Source organism: Rhizobium sp. KNZ14-9A (assembly GCF_056755015.1).
Genome location: NZ_JBPGXB010000002.1, coordinates 3,265,652 through 3,286,296 on the forward strand (window position 1 = coordinate 3,265,652; position 20,645 = coordinate 3,286,296).

General features: G+C 61.7%; 15 protein-coding genes. 8 read left to right on the forward strand and 7 right to left on the reverse strand.

Annotated features, from left to right (window positions below; genetic code table 11):
- Nucleotides 1-186: 186 nt before the first annotated feature.
- Nucleotides 187-3,687: a PAS domain-containing hybrid sensor histidine kinase/response regulator gene (locus ACR9ZQ_RS23005; protein ID WP_481428856.1), complete on the forward strand. Its 3,501-nt coding sequence runs from the start codon at nucleotides 187-189 to the stop codon at nucleotides 3,685-3,687.
- Nucleotides 3,688-3,690: 3 nt separating this feature from the next.
- On the opposite strand, the gene ACR9ZQ_RS23010 is transcribed toward ACR9ZQ_RS23005, so the two are convergent.
- Complete coding sequence (locus ACR9ZQ_RS23010) at nucleotides 3,691-4,254, reverse strand: TetR/AcrR family transcriptional regulator (protein WP_439014055.1); 564 nt, start codon at nucleotides 4,252-4,254, stop codon at nucleotides 3,691-3,693.
- A 206-nt stretch (nucleotides 4,255-4,460) separates the two neighbouring features.
- Here ACR9ZQ_RS23010 and ACR9ZQ_RS23015 point away from each other — a divergent pair, with 206 nt between their 5' ends.
- Nucleotides 4,461-5,648 (forward strand): MFS transporter, encoded by a 1,188-nt coding sequence (locus tag ACR9ZQ_RS23015; RefSeq protein ID WP_439014054.1) that lies wholly within the window; start codon nucleotides 4,461-4,463, stop codon nucleotides 5,646-5,648.
- 114 nt (nucleotides 5,649-5,762) lie between these two features.
- Here ACR9ZQ_RS23015 and ACR9ZQ_RS23020 read toward each other — a convergent pair whose 3' ends face one another.
- Nucleotides 5,763-6,785 (reverse strand): LLM class flavin-dependent oxidoreductase, encoded by a 1,023-nt coding sequence (locus tag ACR9ZQ_RS23020; RefSeq protein ID WP_310378956.1) that lies wholly within the window; start codon nucleotides 6,783-6,785, stop codon nucleotides 5,763-5,765.
- A gap of 257 nt (nucleotides 6,786-7,042) precedes the next feature.
- On the opposite strand from ACR9ZQ_RS23020, the gene ACR9ZQ_RS23025 reads away from it, so the two are divergent.
- Nucleotides 7,043-7,354 carry an ArsR/SmtB family transcription factor gene (locus tag ACR9ZQ_RS23025; RefSeq protein WP_113323635.1) on the forward strand — a complete coding sequence of 104 codons (312 nt, stop codon included), beginning with the start codon at nucleotides 7,043-7,045 and terminating at the stop codon, nucleotides 7,352-7,354.
- Nucleotides 7,355-7,434: 80 nt separating this feature from the next.
- Here ACR9ZQ_RS23025 and ACR9ZQ_RS23030 read toward each other — a convergent pair whose 3' ends face one another.
- The 5 genes from ACR9ZQ_RS23030 to ACR9ZQ_RS23050 form a co-directional block, all read right to left on the reverse strand.
- Nucleotides 7,435-7,905 (reverse strand): SRPBCC family protein, encoded by a 471-nt coding sequence (locus ACR9ZQ_RS23030; protein ID WP_481428857.1) that lies wholly within the window; start codon nucleotides 7,903-7,905, stop codon nucleotides 7,435-7,437.
- Nucleotides 7,906-7,916: 11 nt separating this feature from the next.
- A complete protein-coding gene (locus tag ACR9ZQ_RS23035) occupies nucleotides 7,917-8,261 on the reverse strand; it encodes an ArsR/SmtB family transcription factor (RefSeq protein ID WP_481428858.1) in 345 nt (114 codons plus the stop codon).
- A gap of 159 nt (nucleotides 8,262-8,420) precedes the next feature.
- Entirely contained in the window at nucleotides 8,421-10,634 is a 2,214-nt protein-coding gene (locus ACR9ZQ_RS23040; RefSeq protein WP_481428859.1) for a 3-hydroxyacyl-CoA dehydrogenase NAD-binding domain-containing protein, read from the reverse strand.
- A gap of 12 nt (nucleotides 10,635-10,646) precedes the next feature.
- A complete protein-coding gene (locus ACR9ZQ_RS23045; RefSeq protein ID WP_481428860.1) occupies nucleotides 10,647-11,855 on the reverse strand; it encodes an acetyl-CoA C-acetyltransferase in 1,209 nt (402 codons plus the stop codon).
- A gap of 171 nt (nucleotides 11,856-12,026) precedes the next feature.
- Nucleotides 12,027-13,820: an acyl-CoA dehydrogenase C-terminal domain-containing protein gene (locus ACR9ZQ_RS23050; RefSeq protein WP_310378965.1), complete on the reverse strand. Its 1,794-nt coding sequence runs from the start codon at nucleotides 13,818-13,820 to the stop codon at nucleotides 12,027-12,029.
- Nucleotides 13,821-14,052: 232 nt separating this feature from the next.
- On the opposite strand from ACR9ZQ_RS23050, the gene ACR9ZQ_RS23055 reads away from it, so the two are divergent.
- From ACR9ZQ_RS23055 to ACR9ZQ_RS23075, 5 genes are all read left to right on the forward strand, one after another.
- Nucleotides 14,053-14,442, forward strand: coding sequence for a hypothetical protein (locus ACR9ZQ_RS23055; RefSeq protein WP_007821195.1), 390 nt, complete (start codon nucleotides 14,053-14,055; stop codon nucleotides 14,440-14,442).
- A 72-nt stretch (nucleotides 14,443-14,514) separates the two neighbouring features.
- A complete protein-coding gene (locus tag ACR9ZQ_RS23060) occupies nucleotides 14,515-15,198 on the forward strand; it encodes a DNA-3-methyladenine glycosylase I (RefSeq protein ID WP_481428861.1) in 684 nt (227 codons plus the stop codon).
- Nucleotides 15,199-15,275: 77 nt separating this feature from the next.
- The gene (locus ACR9ZQ_RS23065) at nucleotides 15,276-15,977 is read left to right on the forward strand and encodes an SDR family NAD(P)-dependent oxidoreductase (RefSeq protein WP_481428862.1); all 702 of its coding nucleotides are present in this window, start codon (nucleotides 15,276-15,278) and stop codon (nucleotides 15,975-15,977) included.
- Nucleotides 15,978-16,060: 83 nt separating this feature from the next.
- Nucleotides 16,061-16,426, forward strand: a complete 366-nt coding sequence (locus ACR9ZQ_RS23070) for a VOC family protein (RefSeq protein WP_481428863.1) — start codon at nucleotides 16,061-16,063, stop codon at nucleotides 16,424-16,426.
- A 285-nt stretch (nucleotides 16,427-16,711) separates the two neighbouring features.
- Entirely contained in the window at nucleotides 16,712-20,479 is a 3,768-nt protein-coding gene (locus tag ACR9ZQ_RS23075) for a peptidoglycan-binding protein (protein WP_481428864.1), read from the forward strand.
- Nucleotides 20,480-20,645: the final 166 nt, after the last annotated feature.

Consider the following 20,645-nt stretch of genomic DNA (forward strand, 5'->3'; position numbering starts at 1 on the left):
CATGCCGTTGTTTTCATTAGCTACACCTTCATCTCAATTAATCAATCGGCAATTGGAAATATTCGGACACTGCCCCCATCCGCGTAGAACTTAAGACCAAGGCCGCGGGAATTTTCAAACTTGCTGAATTGCCCTAATCTCGGACTGTTCCGGGAGGACGGCGGATTGTCCGTCGGCGGAGGGTCAATGCTTCCAGGCTGGGTCATATTTGCGTTTGCCTTGGGTTATCTTCTGCTGCTTTTCGCAGTAGCGAGCTACGGTGACCGCCGGAGCCGGAAATTCGGCGTGCCGGAAGGCGGCCGGCCTGTGGTCTATGCGCTGAGCCTGGCGATCTACTGCACCTCCTGGACCTATTTCGGCGGCGTCGGCCTTGCGGCTCATCATGGGCTGGAATTTGCCGGCATCTATATCGGGCCGATCCTCGTCTTCACCCTCGGCATGCCGCTTTTGAAGCGCATCATCGAACTCGCCAAGGCCGAGAAGCTTACATCCGTCGCCGATTTCATTGCCGCGCGCTACGGCAAGAATTCCACCGTTGCAACCATCGTGGCGCTGATCTGCCTCATCGGCACCATCCCCTATATCGCGCTGCAGCTGAAATCCATTTCAGCGACGGTCACGGCCATGGTCAATCCGTCCGACTATGGCATCGGCAGCGGCAACCTCTACTTCCTCGACCTTCCGCTGATCGTCACGCTGGTGCTTGCCTGCTTCGCAATCATGTTCGGCACCCGCCACACCGATGCGACGGAACATCAGGACGGGCTCATCCTTGCAGTATCGATGGAATCGATGGTGAAGCTCGTTGCCTTCCTGACGGCGGGCATCTGCGTCATCTGGGTCCTGTTCGACGGGCCAAGCGACCTGTGGCAGAAAGGATCGGAGAACGCTCTGGTCACCGCCGCACTCGACTATCAGACACCGCTCAGCCGATGGATCACGCTGACGCTGCTTTCGGCCTTCGCCATTATCATGCTGCCGCGGCAGTTCCATGTCACAGTCGTCGAAAACCGCACGGCAAAGCAGCTCCGGCTCGCGGGCTTTCTGTTCCCGCTTTATCTGATCGCCATCAATCTCTTCGTGCTGCCGGTTGCGATCGGCGGGCTGCTGACCTTCGGCGGCAACGGCAACGCAGACCTTTACGTGCTCTCTCTGCCGCTTGTGGGGCAAATGCCTGTTGTCTCGCTGATCACCTTCATCGGCGGATTTTCGGCGGCGACCGCCATGGTGATCGTCGATTCCGTGGCGCTTTCCATCATGGTGTCGAACGACATCGTCATGCCGTTCTTCCTGCGCCGGAAGCTCGCGGGCCTTGCGAGCCAGCGCGACGACTTCGCAAAAAGCCTGCTCAATATCCGCCGCAGCGCCATCTTCGCCGTGCTGCTGCTTGGCTACGCCTATTACCGTTCGACCGACAGCACGGCAGGGCTCGCCTCGATCGGCCTGCTCTCCTTTGCCGCCATCGCGCAGATTGCGCCCGCCCTCTTCGGCGGCATGATCTGGCGGCGGGCGAATGCGCGCGGCGCCATCCTCGGCCTCTCGTCCGGCTTCATCATCTGGGTCTACCTGCTGTTCCTGCCCTCATTCGGAGGCCCGGATTATTCCTATGTAGCGAGCAGTTTCCTCGGCTTCATCTTTCCCGGTACAACGCTCTTCACCGGCCCGGATGCCGATCCGCTCGTCAATGCGACGGCAATGAGCCTGCTCGTCAATACCGCCACTTTCATCGTCGGCTCGTTGACGCGCAACGCCAAGCCGCTGGAACGCATCCAGGCCGGCATCTTCGTCAAGCGGCATTCGCGCTCGCAATTTGCCACGCGGGGCTGGAAGACCCGCATCAGCGTCGGAGATCTCAAGACGGCGATCGCCCGCTATCTCGGCGAGGAGCGCATGCAGCGCTCGCTTGCGACTTACGAGCAGACGTCAGGACGCAAGCTGGAGGACGACCAGCCGGCGGATATGGCGCTCATCCATTTCACCGAGCAGCTTCTCGGCAGCGCTATCGGCTCCTCCTCGGCTCGGCTCGTGCTGTCGTTGATCCTGCAAAAAATCGAGGATGCTTCCTCGGACACGGCCTGGCTGCTCGATCAGGCGAGCGAAGCACTTCAATATAATCAGGACATGCTGCAGACGGCGCTCTCGCAGATGGATCAGGGCATTGCCGTCTTCGACAGTTCCAATCGGCTGACGATCTGGAATCGCCGCTTCCGGCAATTGCTGGACTTGCCGGAAAATGCCGGCCAGGTGGGTTTTCCGCTATCGGAAATCGTCAGTATCCTCAGCCAGCGCGGCGATATCGCGCCGGGCGACCAGGGCCAAGCGGTGCGGCATTTCCTGACGCTCGACAAGCCCTTCCCGCTGGTGCTCGGCGGCGGCGAGCGCATCATCGAAGTGCGTTCCAACGCCATGCCGGACAAGGGCATCGTCGCGACCTTCACCGACATCACCCAGCGTGTGGCCGCCGACCGGGCGCTGAAACAGGCAAACGAGACGCTGGAGCAGCGTGTCGTCGAGCGCACCGCGGAACTGACCCGCGTCAACAAGGAGCTCGCGGAGGCGCGTGCAGCGGCCGAGGAGGCCAATATCGGTAAGACGCGCTTCTTTGCTGCCGCCGGCCACGATATTCTGCAGCCACTCAATGCGGCCCGGCTCTATTCTTCCGCGCTCGTCGAACGCATGGCGCAATCGGAAAACAGCCCGATCGTGCGCAATATCGATTCCGCGCTGGAATCGGTCGAATCCATTCTCGGCGCCGTGCTCGATATTTCCCGGCTGGATACCGGCGCCATGCGCCCGCGGCTGGCTTCCGTGCCGCTTTCAGATCTACTCGAGCGCATTGAGACCGATTTTGCACCGATCGCCCGCGAGAAGAAACTGAAGCTCAAGGTCATGCCGACCTCGCTGCGGGTGCGCTCCGATCCGAACCTGCTGCGCCGTCTCGTACAGAACCTCGTTTCCAATGCCATCAAATATACTGTCAGCGGCAAGGTGCTGGTCGGGGTAAGACGACGTGGCAATCAAGTGATGATCCAGGTGATGGATTCCGGCATCGGCATACCGCCTTCGAAATTCCGGACAGTGTTCAAGGAATTCGCGCGGCTGGATGAGGGTGCCAAGACCGCATCGGGCCTCGGGCTCGGCCTCTCCATCGTCGACCGCATCGCCCGCGTGCTCAATCACAAGGTCGAGCTTCATTCAACGCATGGCAAGGGCACGGAATTCCGCATTCTCATGCCGCTCGATATCTCGAAGAGCGCGGACGCAGCAACAGCCGTCGTTCCCGTCGACCGCACGGCCCAGCCGCTAAAAGGATTGCGCATCCTCTGCATCGACAACGAAACCAAGATCCTCGAAGGCATGCGGCTGCTGATCGACGGATGGGGCTGCGATACGCAGGCGGCGGATTCGCTTTCCGTTGTCCAGGCGCTCTCGATGCGTCAGCCGCCCGATCTTGTCATTGCCGACTATCATCTTGCCGACGGGACCGGGGTCGAAGCGATCCGGCATCTGCGGCAGCATTTCGGTGTCGATATTCCGGCCTTGCTCGTCACTGCCGACAGGACGCCGGAGGTGCGCGCCGAGGCGGAGAAGCATGGCATTGCCGTTCAGCACAAGCCGGTGCGGCCGGCGGCACTTCGCGCCTATATCACCCAGATTTCCGGCCTGAAGCGCACCGCCGCGGAGTGAAGATCAGGCTGCCTTGCGCCGGCCGAAGACGTGGCCGACAAGCTCCTGGACGGGGGCGGCGGTCGGGGCATCGCCGAACAGGATACGGTACATGATGGGGGCGACTACGCGATCCATCACTGCATCGACATCGGGGAACGCCTCGCCCCTCTCCTTCGCCCGACCGGCAATCGCCTCGATCTGCTGACGGGTGAAGTTGCAACATTTGTTGGCATTGTCGCCGGTCTGGGCGGAGAGCACATCGCGGATATATTCACGGCCAGGACCGGAAGACATTTCTTCGGCATATTGCTCGGCCCAGGCCTCCAGATCACCGGCGCCGGTACCGGTATCGGCCGGCTCCATATCGGGGCGCAGGCGCTCCACCGCAACGTCGGCCAGCAATTCCTGCAGGTCACCCCAGCGGCGATAGATGGTGGAAGGCGTCACGCCTGCACGCGCAGCGATCAGCGGCACGGTGATCTCTGCACGGCTCATCTCTACGAGGAGGTCACGCACCGCGGCATGCACGGAAGCCTGGACACGCGCGCTTCTGCCACCCGGACGGATATTCTCTTTCACTGCCATTTCGAACCAACCTTATCCGCCTGAAGTGTGCTGCGATCTTTCAGATTCGCCTAGCACGCTTCAGGCCCTTTTTACGCAATTCCGGGTGCAAAACCGCGGCCAACAGTTCAGAAACTTTCATGCACTCATAAACGCAAATTATTTGCTTTTAGGCCTTACATCTCCTAGATAGAGCTAACGCAATAACTTAGCCTTAAGGAGCTTATATGGTCGCCGCTTCCGAATCCATCAAGAATTCGTCGCCCATGGGCTTCCACGCTCTGACGCTTGCGATCTTCTTCGGCGCATCAGCAGCGCCGACGCCTCTCTATCGTATCTATCAGGAGAGCTTTGCCGTTTCTCCCATCCTGATCACCGTGATCTTCGCAGTCTACGCCTTCGCACTGCTCGCAGCCCTGCTGATTGCCGGCTCCATCTCCGATCATCTCGGACGGCGGCCCGTCATTTTCGGCGCACTGGTGCTCGAAATCATCGCCATGGCGCTGTTTTCCATTGCCAGCGGGCCGGAATGGCTGATCGCAGCTCGTATCGTACAGGGGCTTGCGACCGGCATCGCCGGCGCTTCGCTGGGTGCCGCCCTTGTCGATATCGACCGGGCAAAGGGGCAGATCGTCAACTCGCTCGCACCGCTTTCCGGCATGGCGATCGGCGCCATCGGCACCAGCGCGCTGATCCAGTATGGACCCGAGCCGCTGCATCTCGTCTATGCCCTGCTGCTTGCTGCCTTTGCCGTGCAGGCCGTTGCGCTGTGGCTGACGCGAGAGACAGGCGGCACGCGGCCCGGTGTCTTCAACTCGCTGAAGCCGACGATTTTCATTCCGCAGCAGGTGAAGAAGCCGCTGTCGCTGGTGACGCCGATCAATATCGCCAACTGGACGCTCGGCGGCTTCTACCTGTCGCTTGTGCCATCCCTGGTCGCTTCGACCACCGGCAGCCGCGCGCCGCTGACGGGTGGCGCGGTCGTGGCAGCGCTGATGCTGTCGGGCGCAATCGCCGTCTTCCTGCGCCGCAACCGCAGCCCGAAAGCCAATCTCATCTTCGGAGTCGCCTCCCAAACATTGGGCATCGCAACGGTCGTCGCAGGCGTGCATCTTGCCAATGTCCCGCTACTGCTCGTCGGCACGCTTTTGACGGGCGCCGGTTTCGGCACCAATTTCCTCGGCTCAATCGGCACGATCATGCCACTTGCCAAGCCGGAAGAACGGGCCGGCCTGCTTTCGGCCTTCTATATTCAGAGCTATCTCGCCTTCAGCCTGCCGGCAATCCTTGCCGGCTTCCTCGTCAAGTCAATCGGCTACGGCATGACCACAGACATCTACGCAACCGCCATCGTCCTCGTCAGCCTTGCCGGGCTGATGGTGATGCGCGCGACAAAGGAGGCGGCGACGGCTTAAGGCGTGTCGCGATCCTTCAGATCTGCCACGCTTTAAGCTCTTGTTTTCGCAAGTCGCTATCGCAAGATCGCGCACATTTTTGCGCGACATGCTATATGCCATCGCAGGATGCGATCAGCGCCAGCCGAGTGCCGGCGCGACGTATTTCAGGATCGATTCGATGACGTGGGCATTGTATTCCACGCCGAGCTGGTTGGGGACGGTAAGCAGGAGCGTATCGGCCTCGGCGATCGCCTCGTCCTTCTTAAGCTCCTCAATGAGAGCATCGGGCTCGGCGGCATAGGAACGGCCGAAGATTGCCCTCGTATTCTCGTCGATGAAACCGACCTTGTCCTGCCCTTCATTGCCATAGCCGAAATAGGAGCGGTCGCGATCGTTCACCAGCGCGAAGATGCTGCGGCTCACGGAAACGCGCGGCTCACGCTGATGGCCGGCTTCCTTCCAGGCCTCGCGATAAGCACGGATCTGCTTGGCCTGCTGGATATGGAAGGCTTCGCCCGTCTCGTCATCCTTCAGCGTCGAACTCTGCAGGTTCATGCCAAGCTTGGCGGCCCAGACTGCCGTAGCGTTCGAGCCTGCGCCCCACCAGATGCGCTCACGCAGACCAGCCGAATGCGGCTCGAGCCGCAGCAGGCCGGGGGGATTGGGGAACATCGGCCGCGGATTGGGCTCGGCGAAGCCTTCGCCCCGCAGCACTTCCAGGAAGACCTCGGCATGGCGGCGGCCCATATCGGCATCGCTCTGGCCTTCCGGCGGGTTGTAGCCGAAATAGCGCCAGCCATCGATGACCTGCTCGGGCGAGCCGCGGCTGATGCCCAGTTGCAGGCGTCCGCGGGAAATCAGATCGGCCGCGCCGGCATCTTCAGCCATGTAGAGCGGGTTCTCGTAGCGCATGTCGATGACCGCGGTACCGATCTCGATGCGGCTGGTCCGGGCGCCGACGGCCGCGAGCAGCGGGTATGGCGAAGCAAGCTGACGAGCAAAATGGTGGACGCGGAAATAGGCGCCGTCCAGGCCAAGCTCCTCGGCGGCAACGGCAAGATCGATCGACTGCAGCAGCGTATCGCCTGCCGAGCGCGTCTGGGATTGCGGCGAGGGCGTCCAATGCCCGAACGAGAGAAAACCGATCTTCTTCATGATTCCATCGCTTAAACTGAAGTGTGCCCCGCACGCTTCTTGTCATGATTCCTGACAGGCATATAGGCGCTCGCAGGAGATTTCTGAACCGGATGACTGATCAAATGCGAATTCGGCGCCGCGCAGTTGCGGCACAGAACGCGGTCTATCGGGAAACCTCGTAAAAGCAGGGGAAAAATTTGTTCCCGGCCATACTCTTAAGACAATTCTTAATTAGTCATATAAATTGCCGTCCGCTAAATTGTGAAGGGAAAGCAATGAATACAGATAGTTTTGAAAAGAAAGCCGACCTGCTGCTGGTCATGGCGAACGCTCATCGACTGCGGATGCTGAAGACGCTTGCCGAGCGCGAGGTGGCGGTCAACAACCTCGCCGATATTATCGGAATCAGCCAATCGGCACTCTCTCAACACCTTGCCAAGCTCCGCAGCAGAGACCTCGTCAAAACGCGGCGCGATGCGCAGACGATCTACTACTCGGTCAAATCCGAGAAGGTCCATGTGATCCTTGAGATGCTGAGCGAAATGTTCGACGAGGGCCAGACAACGGATCGCCGGCTGGCGGGTTAGGAGACTTCGTATCGCCTGCATTCCCCACCGTCACCGGTTAACTGCTCTAGCCTGGCTGCTACGCCGGGCATGAACATTCTTTATTTCTCCACGAGCTTCGCCAATTGCTCGGCGACCGTGCCCCAGCCGTCGTAGAAGCCCAACTCCACATGCGTGTTGCGGGTGTCCTTGTCCTTATGCATGACGACGGCGTTGTAATCGGTGCCTTCGGGATGGTCGGCGAAGGTGATGATGGCTGTCATGAAAGGGGTCGGCGCGGGGCGCCAGCCGCCGAGGAGCGCATTGGTGAAAATGAGGCGCCGGCCTTCCTGAACATCGAGGAAACAGGCGCTGAGATGCGGCTCGAAGGGGCCGCCATCCTCACTCATCTCGGTTACGAGGGCGCCGCCGGGTTTGATTTCCATGGCGGCGACACGGCAGAGCGCCGGCGCTGGGATCCACCATTTTTCGAATTTTGCCGGCGTGGTCCAGGCGCTCCAGACAGTGGCCACCGGTGCCTTGATGATGCGCGAAATGGTCAGATCGAGATCCGGATTCAGTTGAGTGTTCACCGGGACATTCATTAGGGTTTTTCCTCCTTCGATTGCGTGGCAGTAACGAAAGCTTCGAGCCTGTCCGTGCGGGCTTCCCAGATGGCGCGCTGAGCCGAAAGCCAGCCTTCGACCATCGCGAAACGCTTCTTTTCAAGCGTGCAGGTGCGCACGCGGCCCTGCTTTCTCGTTTCGATCAGGCCTGTCTCTTCCAGAAGGTGGATGTGTTTCATGAAGGACGGCAAGGCCATGTCGAAAGGCTTTGCAAGGTCGCTGATGCTAGCCGGACCGGTGCCCAACCGACCGATGACGGCGCGGCGCGTGGGATCGGCCAGTGCCAGGAAGATGCTGTCGAGTTGATGTGAATAGTAATCCATAAGGCTAAGTATCAGGATCCGATACTTAGCGCAATGGCTAAGTGTTTTGAGTTGGCTTTTCGTGCGTTTGCAGCAGGATTCGCCGCTCAAGCCCAGCCAGAGATGGAGGGAATGTGAGAGCGCCGCCCGCGGCCCTTACGAGCCGCGGCGCCTCACCAATTATGCAGCCTTGTCAGCGGCCGGATAGGGATCGAAACGGCTGTAGAAGGTTTCGCCCTTGGCGGCCATGTCCTTCAAGAGCGGCGTCGGCTTGAAGTGGTCGCCATAGCTGGAGGCCAGCTTTTCGGCGAGCTCCACGAAGGCCTTTGTGCCCATGCCGTCGATATAGCTGAGCGCACCGCCCGTGTAGGGCGCGAAGCCGAAGCCGAGGATGGAGCCGACGTCGGCTTCGCGGGGATCGGTGACGATGCCCTCTTCCATGGTACGGGCGGCTTCGAGCGCGATCGTGACCAGGAAGCGCTGCTTCAGGGTGTTGACGTCGCTCTCATCGGCCGGCTTCTGCGGATAGAGGGTCTTCAGCTCCGGCCAGAGGAATTTCTTGGCGGGCTTGGCCGGATACTCATAGAAACCCTTGCCGTTCTTGCGGCCGCGGCGGTCGAGCTCGTCCACCAGCTTATTGATGAGCGCAAGGTGGCGCTCGTCGACGGCCTTGGGGCCGAGATCGGCGACCGTTGCCTTGAGGATCTTCTGCGAGAGATCGATCGCTACTTCATCATTCAGCGACAGTGGGCCGACCGGCATGCCGGCCATCTTGGCTGCATTCTCGATCATCGCCGCCGGCACGCCTTCGATCAGCATGTCATAGGCTTCGTGGATATAGCGGAAGACGCAGCGGTTGACGAAGAAGCCCCTGACATCGTTGACGACGATAGGCGTCTTCTTGATGGCGGCGACATAGTCCAAGGCCACAGCAAGCGCCCGGTCACCGGTATTCTTGCCGAGGATAACCTCGGTCAGCATCATCTTTTCGACCGGCGAGAAGAAATGCACGCCGATGAACTGTTCCGGGCGCTTGGAACTTTCCGCGAGCCCCGTGATTGGTAGCGTCGAGGTATTGGAGGCGAAGATGGTGGTTTCCGGGATGACAGCTTCGACCTGTTCGATAACGGCCTTCTTGACGGCGCGGTCCTCGAAAACGGCTTCGATGACGAGATCGGCATCTTTCAAATGGGCGTAGTCGGCGGAGGGTGTAAGGCGGGCGAGAAGTGCTGCACCCTCTTCCTGCGTAAGACGACCCTTACCGACGGAATCCTTGACGAGGCCTTCGCCAACGCCCCTGCCCTTTGTGGCAGCCTCGATATCGCGGTCGATCAGCACGACCTCGAAGCCAGCGGCGGCCGTGACATAGGCGATCGAGGCGCCCATGAAGCCGGCGCCGACGACGCCGACCTTCTTGAGTTCCATCTTCGGCACACCGGCCGGGCGGCGGGCGCCCTTGTTGAGCTCCTGCATGGAGATGAAGAGCGAACGGATCATAGAGAAGGCTTCGGTGGTCTGCAGCACCTGCGTGAAATAACGCTGCTCGATCTTCAGCGCGGTGTCGAAGGGAACCTGCAGGCCTTCATAGACGCATTTCAGGATGGCGAGCGCGCCGGGATAATTGCCTGATGTTTCGCGGCGCAGGATCGCCGGCGCTGCCGGCCAGAGCTGGGCTGCCGCAGGCGTCCAGATGCCGCCGCCGGGCACCTTGAAGCCCTTTTCGTCCCACGGGGCGACGGGCTTCAGGCCATCCTTGATCATCTGCTTGGCAGCCGGAATGAGCTGATCCGGCTCGACCACCTGATGGACGAGGTTCATGGCCTTGGCGCGCGAGGCGTTCAGCGACTGGCCCGTCGTCATCATCTGCAAGGCGGACTGGGCATCGGTCAGGCGCGAGATGCGCTGCGTGCCGCCGGCGCCTGGGAAAATGCCAACCTTGACTTCCGGCAGGGCGATCTTGACGCTCTTGGTGTTGGAGGCCACGCGGCCATGGCAGGCGAGCGACATTTCCAGTGCGCCGCCCATGCAAGTGCCGTTGATGGCGGAAACCCAGGGCCTGCCGCAGGTTTCGAGCTTGCGGAACAGGCCGGTCATGCGGCCGACCAGATCGAAGAGTTTCTGTGCCGCACCGTCAGGATTTGCGGCTTTCTCCTGCTGGTAGAGTGTGAACATGGACTTGATCATCGAGAGATCGGCACCGCCCGAGAAGGAGGACTTGCCCGAGGTGATGACCACGCCCTTGACGGCGCTGTCGGCGACCGTCGCATCGATGATGGCATCGAGCTCGTTCATCACCTCTTCGGTGAAGACGTTCATCGACTTGCCGGGCATGTCCCAGGTGACCAGGGCAATACCGTCCGCATCGGTCTCGACGGTGAAGTTGGTGTAGCTCATCGTCTCTCTCCCTTAAACGCGTTCGATGATGGTTGCCGTGCCCATGCCGGCGCCGATGCAGAGGGTGACCAGAGCGGTATTGAGATCGCGGCGCTCCAGTTCGTCCAGTACGGTGCCGAGGATCATGGCGCCGGTCGCGCCGAGCGGATGGCCCATGGCGATTGCCCCGCCATTGACGTTGATCTGGTCGTGCGGGATGTCGAAAGCCTGCATGTAGCGCAGCACGACGGCGGCGAAGGCTTCGTTCAATTCGAAGAGGTCGATATCGGCAAGCGTCATACCCGTGCGCTTCAGGAGCTTTTCGGTGACATCAACCGGGCCGGTGAGCATCAGCGCCGGGTCGGAGCCGATATTGGCGAAGGCCTTGATGCGGGCGCGGGGCTTCAGGCCCATGCTCTCGCCACCGGCTTTAGAGCCGAGGAGAACGGCAGCGGCGCCATCGACGATGCCGGAGGAATTGCCGGCATGGTGGACATAGTTGACGCGCTCGACTTCCGGATGGGCCTGGATGGCGACGGCCTCGAAGCCGCCCATTTCGCCGGGCATCTGGAAGGAGGGATTGAGGGAGGCGAGCGCCTGCATATCTGTGCCGGGGCGCATGTGCTCGTCATGGGCAAGGATGGTCAGGCCATTCTGATCCTTTACCGGGATGACGGAATTCTTGAACCAGCCGTTGTTCCAGGCGTTTGCCGCGCGCTTCTGGCTTTCGACGGCATAGGCGTCGACGTCGTCACGGGAGAAGCCGTATTTGGTGGCAATGAGATCGGCCGAAACGCCCTGTGGCATGAAATAGGCCGGGAAATTGACGGAGGGATCCATGAACCAGGCACCACCGGACATGCCGAGGCCGACGCGGGACATGCTTTCGACGCCGCCGGCGATGACGATATCGTCAGCGCCCTGCGCGATCTTGCCGGCGCCGAAATTCACGGCATCGAGGCCGGAGGCGCAGAAGCGGGAGATCTGCATGCCGGGTGCTTTCGTCGAATATCCGGCCTCGAAGGCAGCAGCTTTGGGGATGACGGCGCCGGCATCCATGACCGGATCGACGCAGCCCATGATGATGTCGTCGACAATTTCGGTGTTAAGACCGTTGCGGTCGCGGATCGCCTCCAGCGTCTTTGCCGCCAGGCGCACGGAGGGCACTTCGTGGAGCGAGCCATCCTTCTTGCCGCGGCCGCGGGGCGTGCGGACGTGGTCGTAAATGAAAACCTCGGTCATTGTCTCATCTCCCTGGCGGCGCGGACGCGCCTTTGAAATCTGCGAAGACTACCCAGCCCTTCGCTTAAACTCAGGGCGTTCGGCGCTCGAAACGATCCACTGGATCGTTTCGTCGGCTGTGCCGACCGCTTCTTACCCCCAACCCTCCCCACAAGGGGAGGGAGAAATGGCTCAAAACGCTTCGGCGGCGAGTTCCATCATCGTGTCGGCGCCGGTTTCGATGCGGGCCCTGCGCAATGCGGTTTCCGGCATCACGCGCTCCATGAAGAATTTCGCCGTGATCAGCTTGTTCTTCAGATAGTCCTCCCTGGCGTCGCCGGCGGCAAGGCGTTCATTGGCGGCTCTTGCCATGCGCGCCCACATATAGCCGAGAACGACGAGGCCGAAGAGGTGCATGTAATCGGTGGAGCCGGCACCGGCATTGTCTGGCTTGGCCATGGCATTCTGCATGAACCACATGGTCGCACCCTGCACGTCGTTCAAGCCCTTTTTCAGGTGCTTGGTGAAGAAGCTCAGTTGTTCGTCATTGCGGTTTTCCTCGCAGAAATCGCCGATCTCCTTGAAGAGCGCCATGGCGGCGCGGCCGCCGTTCAGCGCCAATTTGCGGCCGACGAGATCGAGCGCCTGGATGCCGTTCGCCCCCTCATAGATCATGGCGATGCGGGCATCGCGCACATACTGGCTCATGCCGTGCTCTTCGATATAGCCGTGACCGCCGAAGACCTGCTGGGCCATGACGGCATGATCGAAGCCCTTGTCGGTCATCACGCCCTTCAGGATCGGGGTGACGAGGCCGAGAATATCGTCGGCCGTCTGGCGCTCCTTCTCGTCGGTGGCGCGATGGGCGATATCAGACTTGAGCGCGGTCCAGAGCAGGAAGGCGCGGCCGGCTTCATTGAAGGCGCGGATGGTCATCAGCGAGCGGCGGATATCGGGATGGACGATGATGGGATCGGCCTTCTTGTCCGGCGCCTTCACGCCAGACAGCGAGCGGCCCTGGATGCGATCGCGGGCGTAATTGGCGGCGTTCTGATAGGCGATCTCGGAAATGGCGATGCCCTGCAGGCCGACCATCAGGCGGGCCTCGTTCATCATCACGAACATGGCGTTGAGGCCGCGGTTTTCGGCGCCGATCAGGAAGCCAGTCGCCTCGTCGTAGTTCATGACGCAGGTGGCGTTGCCGTGGATGCCCATCTTGTGTTCGATGGCACCGCAGGAGACGGCATTGCGGGCGCCCGGCGCGCCGTCCTTGCCGACAAGGAATTTCGGAACGATGAAGAGCGAGATGCCCTTGGTGCCCTCAGGCGCGCCTTCGATGCGAGCCAGCACCAGGTGGATGATGTTGTCGGCCAGGTCATGCTCGCCGGCAGAGATGAAGATCTTCTGGCCTGATATCCTGTAGCTGCCATCCGCCTGCGGTACTGCCTTGGTACGCAGCATGCCGAGATCGGTGCCGCAATGCGGCTCGGTGAGATTCATGGTGCCGGACCAGCTGCCGTCCACCATCTTCGGCAGGTATGTGCTCTTCTGCTCGTCGGTGCCGTGGACGAGGATCGCAGCGATAGCGCCCTGCGTCAGACCCGGATACATCATCAGCGACATATTGGCGGCCGAGGTATATTCGCCAACGGCAGCGTGCAACGTGTAGGGCAAACCCTGGCCACCGAATTCCTCCGGCACGGCAAGGCCGATCCAGCCGCCTTCGCGATAGGCCTGATAGGCTTGCCTGAAACCTTTCGGCGTCGAGACCGTGCCATCGTCGTGGCGCAGGCAGCCTTCCTGATCACCGGAATAATTGAGGGGGAACAGGGCTTCTTCGGCTACCTTCGCCGCCTCGCCCAGAATGGCCTCCACCATGTCAGGCGTGGTATCGGCAAAACCCGGGAGATTGTTGTAGCGCTCCAGACCCAGCACATCGTTGAGCACGAAGAGCGTGTCGTTCACCGGGGCCTTGTAGATTGGCATCGTTCGAATTCCTCCAATTCGGCAACCGGATCGCTCCGGCCTTGAGACTCTCTTACAAAATATTGACGTTTGCGTAAACGTCAAATTCCGGATGCGCGCAATTTTGTGAAGTGCGTGGAGAGGGCCAACCATGCAGCGCCATTTCGCCTCAGCGGGAATAGTGCGTTGCTTCTCCGGCTAAGCGCGCTACACTCCTCTTGCGACTTTGGAGAAGCCTGGGAGGAGCTGTTTCATGAAGAGAGCGTGGCCTGCGGAGTTCAATTCCATTTTCGATACGGCGGAGGAAGTGACCATCGAGCCCATAACAGTCGAGCCGGTCAACGGCGAACGGCTTGTTGCGCATGACGAGCCTCCGGTTCTGCGCAAGGCGCTGAGAGTGCGTATTCCCATGGAAACCTACGAACGCATCTGGCCGCTGGCAGAGATGCGGTTCCGGCCGGGCGAAGGTCCCTACGCCGGCAAGGCGGTGACACTGATCGCCACCAACCCGCACTATCATCCCTGGCACCCTGCCGATGGCGGCAGCGAGGAGAAAGTCAGCGATAGCGGGCGGCATTACAAGATCGATTATCTGATCGTGCATTTCCTCTTAGATGAGGTGCGCGAAACCGTAGCAGCCTGAGCTAACCGCTTGAAGGCAGGACAGCTCCCGGAATAGGCTTGCGCAAGCAAAGTCCATTCGGGGAGCCAGGCCTTGAGCGATTTCGATATCATACGGCGCCGTGCAGAAGAGAGAAAAGGCGGAGCCGATGCGCTGAAAGCGATGCTGCCGGCCATGCCTGATCATGAGGCGCTGCGCGCTCTGCCCGATGACCGCATTCTTTCTCAGATGACCCGGCGCATCTTCTACAGCGGCTTCGTGCACAAGGTCATCGACAATAAATGGCAGGGCTTCGAAGAGGCTTTCGATGGCTTCGATCCTGCCGCCCTCAACATCGCTCCCGACGAATTTTGGCATGATCTGACTGGTGATGACCGCATCGTCAAGAACGGCGCGAAGATCATGTCGGTACGCGCCAATGCGGCCTTCGTGCGCGAGCTTGCGAACGAGGCCGGCAGCGCCGGCGCCTTCTTCGCCGATTGGCCGCGTGAGGATCATATCGGCCTGCTCGAATTGCTCACCAAGCGCGGCAGCCGGCTGGGCGGAGCCACGGGTCAATATTTCCTGCGCGGCATCGGCCGCGACTGCTTCATCATGACCACTGATGTGCTGGCCTGCCTGAGGGATGCGGGCGTGCCGCTGACTTTATCAGGAACCGGCAAGAAGGACCAGCAGCTGATCCAGCAGACCTTCAACCGCTGGGCGGCGGAAACGGGCCTGCCGCTTGCCTATCTCTCGCGCATCTGCGGGCTTTCGATTGACACGCCCGAACAATGAAATATTTCCGGCCAGCGGTTTTTTGACGGGCAGCGACTGCCTACCTCTCCAAAAGGCTCATCCTGAAGGAGAAGATCATGGCCGAGTTTCCCTATCGCAGCGCGCTGATCGTCGGCGCCGGTTCCGGCATCAGCGGCTCGCTTGCCCGCATGCTTTCAGAGCGCGGCGTGAAAGTGGGCCTTGCGGCGCGCAATATCGGCAAGCTCGGGCCGTTGATTGAGGAAACCGGAGCCAAGGCCTTCGCCACCGATGCCGCACAACCGGCGGCGGTTTCGGCGCTGTTCGAGCGCGTGGATGCAGAGATCGGCGAGCCTGATATTGTGGTCTACAATGCCAGCGGCCGGGTGCGCGGGCCGATTGCCGAAATGGATCCTATTGAGGTGGAACAGGCAATCGCCACAAGCGCCTTCGGCGGCTTCCTCGTAACCCAGCAGGCGGCAAAACGCATGATCCCGCGGGGACGTGGCGCGATCCTGCTGACGGGGGCGACGGCCAGCATCAAGGGCTATGCGCAATCGGCGCCCTTCGCCATGGGAAAATTCGCTCTGCGCGGGCTGGCCCAAAGTGCCGCCCGTGAACTCGGGCCGCTCGGCATCCATGTGGCGCATTTCATCATCGATGGCGGGGTACGATCGGCAGTGAGACCCGACCGGGAAGACAAGCCTGATGGTACGCTTTCGCCCGATGCGATCGCGCAGTCCTATATCGGCGTGCTGCTGCAGCACCGCAGCGCCTGGTCGCAGGAGGTGGAACTGCGGCCCTGGACGGAAAGTTTCTGATCCGGCCGGCGCGGCATATGCGCTTTCCCGAAGGCGCTGAAACCGGTAGGATCTGACTGGCTTCGAAAGCTCGGGAGGGAACGATGCTGCGCCTGGACCATGTGACGATCGATACCCGCAATGCGCCTGTCATGATGGGCTTTCTGGAAAGCATTCTCGGCGTGAAGGAAGGCTATCGGCCACCCTTTTCCACGCCGGGCCACTGGCTTTATCTCGACGACCAGCCGGTGATCCATCTGAGCCTGACGGAGCGCGAAGGCGACTTTTCGCCCGGCATCTTCAACCATGTGGCCTTCAGCCTCTTCGAATTCGAACCGGCGCTCGCTCGCATCAAGGCGAGCGGCTATCGCCACGAATATTACGATATTCCGGAAACCGATCTCGGCCAGGTCTTCGTCTATGGCCCCGAAGGCGTGAAGATCGAGCTGCAGTACAAACGGCCGATCTGACGATTTCCATCAGTGGAAACGCGCCAAAAAAGCAAAAGTTAAAAAATTCTCATCCGGGTTAACGAGTTCTTTACCACGTTTCGTAAAAGGTGCTCGGTGAGCATTGGCGATCTGCATTCCTTTTCTTTGTCTCGCGTTTCAGGAGTGCCGCCAAAAAGTCTATCCAGCTTGAGGAAAGTCTAATTGACTATTTCCTTATGGATGGCGCTCTCCGACGTGTGCCCCGGTACGCTTCGGAACAAGCAATGATCGGGCCCAGATCGGGCAATCGAAGCGAGCAAGAACATGAACGGATCGCGATCACATTCTTCCCGGCATTCCGACAGGACCTCGCTCGACGCGTTGAACCGCACCATCGAAGGGCTGGAGGCGCGGATCGAGGGCCTGATGGGCAGCGGGCGCGAACAGCGGCCCCGCAATCCGACGCCCGAACGCGATCCCTACGCCAGTCCCTATGCGCCGCGCGCGGCCGATCCGCTTGCGGAAATCCGCCAGCGCCAGCGCGCGCTCGACGCTACCAGAGAGAACCGCGAGCGCGCCTATACGCGCGAAGCGGCACCGGCCCTTCTGCGTGAACCGGCTCTCGCGCCTGCCCCGCAGCGCTCTCCGGCGCCGCAGCCGGCGGCACCCGCCTTCCGCGCCTCCGACGATACGATGACCGAAATCGCCCAGGCGCTCGTCAATCTGCGGCAGGACCTGAAGCGCGATATTTCCGAAGGTGTCACGCGCGAGATGAATGCGCTACGCACGGAACTGCGCGAGATCAAGACCGGCGCGCAGGACCGGCATTTCGCCGACGACATCCGCGCCGACATGGGTCGTCTGTCACAGAGCATTGCGCAGCTCACCAGCCGCTCGGCCGGACCGGAGGCTACCGGCCTGCGCAACGAATTCGAGGAGCTGCGTTCGCTGATGGACGGGCTGGCGCGCGAAGATTCGATGCGCCACATGGAACAGCGCTGGGACAATGTGGAAAACCGCCTGGCAGAGCTCGACACGGCCGGACTGCAGGGAGAGCTCGTGTCGCTCGCCTACCGGCTTGACGACATCAAGCGGCATCTCGGCGGCATGGGCGAAAGTCCGGCCGTTCGTGCGCTGGAAGACAAACTCATCGCGATTGCTTCGGCCGTCGAGCAATTCGGCAACATGATCCAGCCGCACGACCGGATCATGTCCGAACAGTTCGCCGCCATGGACACGCGGCTCGACGAAATCAGCCGCGCGATCGCCGCCAGTGGACGCACTGCCACGGGTAACGACCCGGCACTGATGCAGCGGCTGGAAAACCGCCTTTCCGCACTTGGCGACCAGATCGAGCTGATGGGACGCGCCGCTATGAGCCGGCCCGGTCCAGCCGACGACATGGCAGGCCGGCTGGAAGCGCTGACGGCGCGCGTTGAAGACCTCGCCAATACCGAAGCGACTTCACGTCTCGACGAGCGGCTTGAGCACCTTTCCTATCTGCTCGAACGCACGCAGAAGGCCGCGCCGCAGCCGGACCTGACCGGCACGCTTTCCGACATCTCCCGCAAGATCGATGCGCTGGAAAGTGGCTCGGTCAATGATGCGCTCGCCAAGCGGCTCGACTATCTCGCACGCCGCATCGACGAGATGGAAATCCGCCCCGCCCCGGCACCTGTTATCGACGACAGCGCCTTTCAGCGTCTCGAAGGGCGGCTCAGCGACATCGCCGCGCGGCTCGAAGAAAGCACGGCGGCCGCGCCGACTGACACGCGCGCGCTGAAGAACCTCGAAGATCAGATCGCCAATCTCTCCGAACTCTTGAGCGCACCACGCGAAAGCGCCGAAGTGTCGGCAAATCTCGACCGCCGCATGGGCGCGATCGAGGATTATATCGCGACGAACGACGAATATATCATCGAGGCAGCGCGGCAGGCGGCAGAAGCGGTGGTCGATGCTTATTCGCGCAATGGCGGAGCGCAGGGCGCTGCGCCTGCAGCAGCCGACATGTCGGCCCTGGTCGCGCTTGCCGAAGATCTGCGGCATCTCGAAGATCTGAGCCGCGACGGCGAAGAACGCACCCACAAGACCTTCCAAGCTCTGCACGAGACTTTGGTGCATATTGCCGACCGGCTGGATACGATGGAAGAGCGGGTTCGCCCGGCCGCCCGGATACCGGCGGCGGAAGTCGATTTCGACGTCGATCCCTACGCACTGGTCGATGCAGCCCGGGAGCCGGCTAAAGCTCCGGTGATGCAGGCGCCGAAGGCTTCGCCTGTGCTGCGCACGGCCGCCATCGCCGAAGAGGCGGCGCCGCGTATGCCGGAAGCGGCATTGGCCGACAGCACCAGCGCGATCGCCATCGACGCTACCAGCCAGCTGGAAAAGCCAGTCGTTCCCGCCAAAGGCAGCCTGCTCGCAAGCCTTGGCCGCAAGCTGATGCCAGCGCGCAAGACGGAAGAAAAGGCGGTCACCGAGCGCACAGTCATCGATCCCGCTCCGTCGATCGATCCCGTCGACGTGGTACCGACTGAGGCGGCAAACGAGCTGCTGGAACCGGGCTCGGGCGCACCTGATGTGAAGAAGATCCTGGAGCGCGTGCGCGCCAGCCAGAACGCCCAGCGCGGCAAGCCGGCCACCGAAAACGATCGGGCCGACTATATAGCCGCTGCGCGCCGCGCCGCGCAGGCTGCCGCCATGGAGATCGACAGCAACGCAAAGCCTGCGACGCGCGCCGAGCGCCGTGCCGCCAAGCCTGAAAAAGCCGGCAAGGGCGGCGCTTTCTCGCGCTTCCGCCGGCCGATCCTGCTGGCAGTCGGCGCCGTACTGCTCGCCATCATGGCCTTCCCGCTTGCCCGGACGCTGATGACGGGCGAAAAGGCCCCGCCGCCGGCTGAAGTCTCGGCCCTGACCGGTGCGACCGAAACGCCCCAAGCCAACATGGCGGCCCCTGCGCCGATTGCGCCGGAAGTAACCGCGCCGGAAATCGGCGCTCAGGTGCCGGCGATGACGCCGGAGACAACATCTCCCGAGGCGGCCGCTCCCCCAGAGCCGCAGCCGGCGAGACCCGACCACCTGACCGATGCAGCGCCGCTTGACGGCGAAGGAGCCGAATCCTTCGACCAGGCACCGGCACAGGAGACGTCCGGCTTCGTTCCGAACGCGCCCGCCGCACCGGCAGCAACGACGCTGGCAGCTCCTGCTGCTGCCTCCATCATCGTTCCAGACACGATCCAGCCGCAGCCGCTCGCCGACGCGGCACGCAACGGCGATGCGCTGGCGCTTTTCGAGATCGGGGCGCGCTACACCGAAGGCCGCAACGGCCTTGCCGCCGACCAGAAGCAGGCCGCGAGCTGGTACCAGCTTTCCGCCGACAAGGGCTTTGCGCCGGCGCAGTACCGTCTCGGCAGCATGTATGAGAAGGGCAATGGCGTCGCTCGCGACGTGCAGAAGGCCAAGGCCCTCTACGAACAGGCTGCAGCCCAGGGCAATGCCAGCGCCATGCACAATCTCGCCGTACTCTACGCCTCCGGCGCGCTCGGCCGGCAGGATTATGCGACGGCCGCCTCATGGTTCCAGAAGGCAGCCGACCTCGGCATCACCGACAGCCAGTTCAACCTCGCCATCCTCTGTGCCCGCGGCAATGGCGTGCCGGCGGATCTGGAAGAATCCTACAAGTGGTTTGCGATCGCCGCCAGGGCCGGTGACAAGGACGCCGCTCAGAAGCGCGACGAAGTGGCGAATGCCATGAAGCCGGACCAGCTCGAACGCGCCCGTGCCAAGGCCGACCTCTGGAAGCCGCAGCCGCTCGACAACAAGGCGAACGGCATCGAGATTCCGGACGCATGGGCGAGCGGCGCTGCGCCGAAGACGGCAACCGTCGACATGAAGAAGGCCATCCGCAACATCCAGGCGATCCTCAACAATAACGGATTCGACGCCGGCCCGCCGGACGGAGAGATGGGCGCCAAGACGGTGACCGCCATCAAGAACTTCCAGAAGTCGATCGGCCAGGAGCCGACCGGCAAGGTCAATGACGAGACGGTGAAGGCGCTTCTGGAGCGCAACAAGCCAGGCGCCAAGGCCATCTAAGACAACCCGGCGGCACCCTGCCGCAGGGCTTTGCACCTTTCGCGCCGACCGTCACAAAACCTGAAAAAAGCCGGATTATGCGGGACATATCGGGACTCGCATCCAGCTGACCATGGCTTTTTTCCTTCGAAAGCCTCTGGCAACGATTTGACAGTAGGATGCGCCA